The organism is Streptomyces sp. CNQ329, from assembly GCF_000482585.1.
On sequence record NZ_AXVU01000096.1, the window covers coordinates 1 to 5,139 of the forward strand.

The following is a 5,139-nucleotide window of genomic DNA, read 5'->3' on the forward strand; positions in this document are numbered from 1 at the left end:
GCCGGGGGATCTCACGGCGCCGGCTCGTCCGGTACGCCGGCGTGGGGGCGACGCTCGCGGCGGCAAGCCCTCTCGCCGTCGGTGGTGAGGCTTCCGCCGCCGACGACGCGCGCGCAGCCGGCGGGGGCGGGCGCGGGAAGGGACGGCGCGCCTGGCGGGCCGGGGACCACCACGTGCACTCCGAGTACAGCGGCAGGTTCGACACGGCGACCAGCCCGCCCACGTTCCACAAGGGCGCCGACGCGGTGTACCCCATCGTCACCAACGCCGTCATGGCCAAGCACTTCGGTCTGTCGTGGGTGATGTGCACCGACCACGGCGGCCCGACCCACTCGAAGGTCAATCTGGAGCTGGCCTACCCCGACCTGCTGCGCTCGCGCGTGCTCGTCCCCGAGGTGCTGCAGTTCTGGGGCATGGAGTTCGACGCGCCCGCCCTGGACCACCACACCCTGATGATCCCGCACCACGGCGAGGAGGCGCAGCAGCTGTACGAGCTGGAGCGCCGGTTCGCCAAGCTCGACCCGTTCCCCGCCGACCCCGGCCGCGACACCGAGGCCAAGATGGTCGAGTTCCTCAAGACCGCGAACGCCATGGAGCGCAGGCCGCTGGTGATCGCCCACCACGCCTCCCGGTCCGCGACCGGTCTCGGCGTCTACGGCCAGGACACCCCGCGCGAGTTCCGCAACGGCAACGACGCCGCCCCGGACGTCTACGTCGGCTTCGAGGGCGCCCCCGGCCACCAGGCGGGTCCCCTCGTCGGCGGCGCCCGCGGCGGCTACGGCAACCACCCCACGTACGGCGGCTTCGACCAGATGACCGCGCGCCTGGGCGGCCTGTGGGACGCGCTGCTGGGCGAGGGCCGGCGCTGGTGGATCACGGCGACGTCGGACTCGCACGTGCACTGGACGCGCGGCGGCTCGGACTTCTGGCCGGGCGAGTACAGCAAGACGTACGTCATGGCGCGGCAGGACTACGCGGACATCATGGACGGCCTGCGCAACGGCCGCGTCTGGGTGGGCACCGGCGACCTCATCGCCTCCCTCGACCTCACGGCGGCCCACCGGGGCGCCAGTGCCTCCATGGGCGAGACGCTGACGGTCGGCGGCCGGGGCGGTACGGACGTGGGGATCGAGATCCGCTTCCGCCCGCCGGCCGGCAGGAACGGCAACGGCGACCGCCCCGAGGTCCGCCGCGTCGACCTCATCACCGGCAGCGTCACGGGCCCGGTAACCGACCGCGACGCGGACACCAACCCGACCACGAAGGTCGTCGCCCGCTTCGGCCCGGACGACTGGCGGCGCCAGGGCGGGGAGTACGTCATCCGGCACACGCTGCGGGACGTGGACGGCGACATGTACGCGCGCGTACGCGGTACGAGCACGGACGAGGCGGAGCCGGTGGCGGACGGGCTGGAGAGCCCGTGGGAGGACCTGTGGTTCTACTCCAACCCGGTGTTCGTCAACGTCCGTTAGAGGCGCCCACGCGCGCGATGCGGCACACGGCGGCACCCCGGTCCGCGCCGGGCTGCGCCGATGCCGGTTCCGGCCGCATCGCGCGCAGGCTTCCGCCGCCGGTCAGCCCTCCGGCGGGCCTCCGGTCCCGTCGGAGGGCTGACCGGCCCCGGTCGCGCCCGTCGCCCCCTCCGGCTCCTCGGGGGCTTCGGGGTCCTCCGGCTCCTCCGGATCCTCGGTCAGGTCCGCATGTTCTTCCCACGGCTCCCATCCCTCCCATTCGAGGGGATCTATGGACGCACTGGGCCGCGGTTCGCGCCTCTCCGCGGCGGGAACCGACCGCGCGAGCACGGTCAGCGGGTCGCGGAGCCGCTCGATACGGTCCGCCAGGGGCCCGTTCCGGCCCGGGTCGTCAGTGCCGTTCGGCATGGAGAAGCACTCCGTCCATCAACGCTTTCCTACTGTTGCGGCAGTACCGGGTCTCCGTGACGTCGAATCGACCGGTCTCGAAGTACTTGTTCGCGGGGTTGCCCCCGCGGCAGTACGCGAAGTGGTCGCACAGGGCCCGGCAGGCCGCCACGCCGCGCATCGCCTCCGCGACCCACGGGGTGCCGGCGGCGTGCGCCACCACCTCGTCCAGTTCCGACGTGCGCAGGTTGCCCACCGCGAAGCGCCCGTACGCCGGGGACGAGAAACCCGCCAGCTCCGGCCCCACCGGGATCACGTCGCCGTTCCACATGACCAGCGGCACCGGCGGGTGCGGCCGGTCCGCGGACCGTTCGCCGCCCCCCGCCAGGTGGTCCCCGATATATCGCAGGGCGTCGTCGACGTCCCGTACCCGCAGGCGACCGTCGTGCTGGGCCCGGGCCGTGAGTGCCGCCCAGAACTCCACCACCCGGCCGTACTCCGGCGTCCCGGACCCGCGGCACGTCCCTTTGCGCTCCACGAGGTTGATTCCGAGCGAGGTGCAGCCCAGCCCGGCGAACCAGTCGTACAGGGCGAACGCCGTCTCGGCCGAGGGGTCGCGCACCACCGCGATGGCGGTGAAGGGGATGCCGTACGAGCGCAGCAGCCGGATGCCGCGCAGGGTGCGCTCGGTGCTGTCGCGCCCGGCGCGGTCGGCGCGGTCTCCGTTCCGGCCGGCCGGGCCGTCTAGGCTGACCGCCACGTGGACACGCCGCCGGACGAACAGCTCGCACCAGGAGTCGTCCACGAGCGTGGCGTTGGTCTGCACGCCGTGGTGTACGGGATGGCGGCTGCCGGACGCCGGGAACGCGGCAAGCAGGTCCGCGAAGTGTGCGAGCCCGGCCGCGAGGGGTTCGCCGCCGTGCCACTCGACGCGCACGGGGTGCCGGCCGGCCCAGGCGGACACGCCGCGGGCCACGGCGTCGGCCACCTCCCGGGACATGCGGCGGGCGCGCGTACGGCCGGGCAGGTAGCAGTACGAGCAGTCGAGATTGCACAGGGTCGTGGGCTGGACGTAGAGCAGCGGGGCCGTCGGGGACAGGAGTGGGGGCGGCACCGCGCCGACGCCGGTGCCGGCGTCACCGTTCGCCGTGGCAGGGGCGCTCGGCCCGACACGGGTACTCATCCCGGTCCTCCCGCCGCCCGCGGGCCGGAGAGCGCGCGGATCGCGGCCAGCCGCTCGTTGCAGAGCCCGAGGTGGTAGTCGGCCCCCACCTCCGCGAAGACCTCCGCGGCCTGCTCGTACACCTCCGCGGCATCGTCGTGCTCTCCGAGCCCTTCCAGGCTGAGGCCGAGGTCGTAGCCGACGATCCCCTCGCGGTACCGCGCGCCGATCCCCCGCAGCACGGCGAGCACGGCGCGCTGTTCCTCCGCCGCCGCGGCGAACCGCCCCTGGTCCGCGAGGACGAGCGCGCCTTCGTTGCGGCACGCGGCCTCGCCTTCACGGTCCCCCAGAGCGGCGAACGTGGCCCGGGCACTGCGGTGCGCGCTCGCGGCCTCGTCCAGCCGACCCGTCCCCCGCAGTACGCGGCCTATGTTGTTGATCACCATTCCGCCCAGCGGCTGGTCCTCGACGTCCGACATCAGACTTCGCGCCCGGTACAGGGCCGCGAGGGCCTCGTCGTATCGCTGCTGCTTCAACAGCACGTGTCCCCGCCCGTTCTCCGCACGGGCGAGCGCACCCGCGTCGCCCGCTTCCGCGGCGATACGCGCCGCCCGGTCCTCGGCCACGAGGGCCTCGTCGAAGAGCCGGAGCAGGTTGAGGGCGCCGGCGAGGTTGTGCCAGCTCCGCCCGCGGCTGGCGGCGTACGTGTCCGGCAGGTCGTCGTACGCCCGGAGCGCGGCGCGGCAGGCGGCGACGGACTCCTGCAGCCGCTGTGTCCAGCGCAGGGCGACTCCGAGGTTGTTCGCGCACTTGCCCTCGCTGAGCCGGTCGCCCAGCCCGCGGGCGGCCGGCAGCGCGTGCTCGTACACGGTCACCGCGTCGTCGTAGCGGCGGCGCAGCGCGAAGTACTCGCCGAGGTTCAGCGCCAGCCGCACGGCCCCGCGCGCGTGGGCGGGCTCCCCGGCCCAGCGGACGGCAGCCACGAGCGAGCCGCGCTCGTCGTCGAACCAGGCGAGAGCCGCGTCGCGGTCGGGGAACCCGACCGGATCCGGGGGCGGAGCGGGGGCGGTCGGCACGGCGGGCGCCGCGGACCCCGGAGGCGCGGGAGGTGCGGCGGGTGCGGCGCCCGCCGCGGGAACGGACGGCGTCAGCACGAGCCGTCTGGCCGCCGTCGCCCGGTCGCCGTAGTGGGCGAGCAGCCGGGCCCTGGCGTCCTCGTGCCGCTCGTGCAGGCGGCGGTCGGCGCGGACTTCGGCCACGGCGTAGGCCCGTACGAGGTCGTGCATGCGCCAGCGCCCGCGCGCGTCCCTCGGCTCCACCAGGTGGGCGCGGACCAGCGTGTCGACGCCCCGGACCGGCAGGGGCCCGCCGTAGCTCGCGGTCAGGGCGCTCACGGACACGTCCGCGCCGGGGTGGAGCGCGAGCAGCCGGAAGAGGTGGGCCTGCTCGTCGGTCAGCAGACGGTACGACAGGTCGAAGGCGGCCCGGACGGCGCGTTCGCCGTCGTCCAGATAGCGCATGCGTGTCGACATGTCCCGCAGCTCGTCGGCGAGTTCGGCGACGGGCTTGCCCGGGTCGGCGACCAGCAGGGCCGCGGCGATCTGCAGGGCGAGCGGGAGGTGCCCGCACCACCGGCACAGTTCGCCGGCCGCGTCGGCCTCCCGGTCCAGCCGCCGGTCGCCGGGGTCGGCGGCGATGAGCGCCTCGTGCAGCGCCGTGAGCGCGGCGGGCGGCGGGAGCATGCCGAGGCGCAGTTGGTGCGCGCCGAGTTGCGCGAGCACGTTCCGGGAGGTGGTCAGGAGGCGGTGCGCCGGGTTGCCGGGCAGGAGCGGCAGCACCTGGGAGGAGGCCGCCGCGTTGTCCGCCAGCAGCAGCACGGGGCCGCGGTCGGCGGCGACCCGCTCCAGGACGGACCGGTAGAGCGCGGCGCGCTCGTCCGCGGTCGACGGGGTGTGCTCGGGCTCGACGCCGAAGCCGCGGAGGAGCACCCGGAGGGCGCCGTCCGCGGTGACGGGGCTCTCGTCGGCGCCGTGCAGGTCGACGAAGTACACCCCGCCGGGGAACCAGCCCGCACGCCGCGCCTCGTGCGCCGCGTGGAGGGCCAGGGACGTCTTGCCC

General features: G+C 74.9%; 4 protein-coding genes. 1 reads left to right on the forward strand and 3 read right to left on the reverse strand.

Going from position 1 to position 5,139, the window contains the following annotated elements; translation table 11 throughout:
- Positions 1-8: 8 nt before the first annotated feature.
- The gene (locus I003_RS0128745) at positions 9-1,472 is read left to right on the forward strand and encodes a hypothetical protein (protein WP_051368597.1); all 1,464 of its coding nucleotides are present in this window, start codon (positions 9-11) and stop codon (positions 1,470-1,472) included.
- A gap of 102 nt (positions 1,473-1,574) precedes the next feature.
- On the opposite strand, the gene I003_RS0128750 is transcribed toward I003_RS0128745, so the two are convergent.
- The 3 genes from I003_RS0128750 to I003_RS33685 all read right to left on the reverse strand — a co-directional run.
- A complete protein-coding gene (locus I003_RS0128750; RefSeq protein ID WP_027774626.1) occupies positions 1,575-1,880 on the reverse strand; it encodes a hypothetical protein in 306 nt (101 codons plus the stop codon).
- Positions 1,864-3,042, reverse strand: coding sequence for a cyclophane-forming radical SAM peptide maturase AmcB (amcB, locus tag I003_RS0128755; RefSeq protein WP_027774627.1), 1,179 nt, complete (start codon positions 3,040-3,042; stop codon positions 1,864-1,866). Before amcB ends, I003_RS0128750 begins: the two co-directional genes overlap by 17 nt.
- Positions 3,039-5,139, reverse strand: a 2,101-nt coding sequence (locus tag I003_RS33685) for a tetratricopeptide repeat protein (RefSeq protein WP_051368595.1), incomplete at its 5' end; no start/stop codon positions are given. The genes amcB and I003_RS33685, both read right to left, overlap by 4 nt.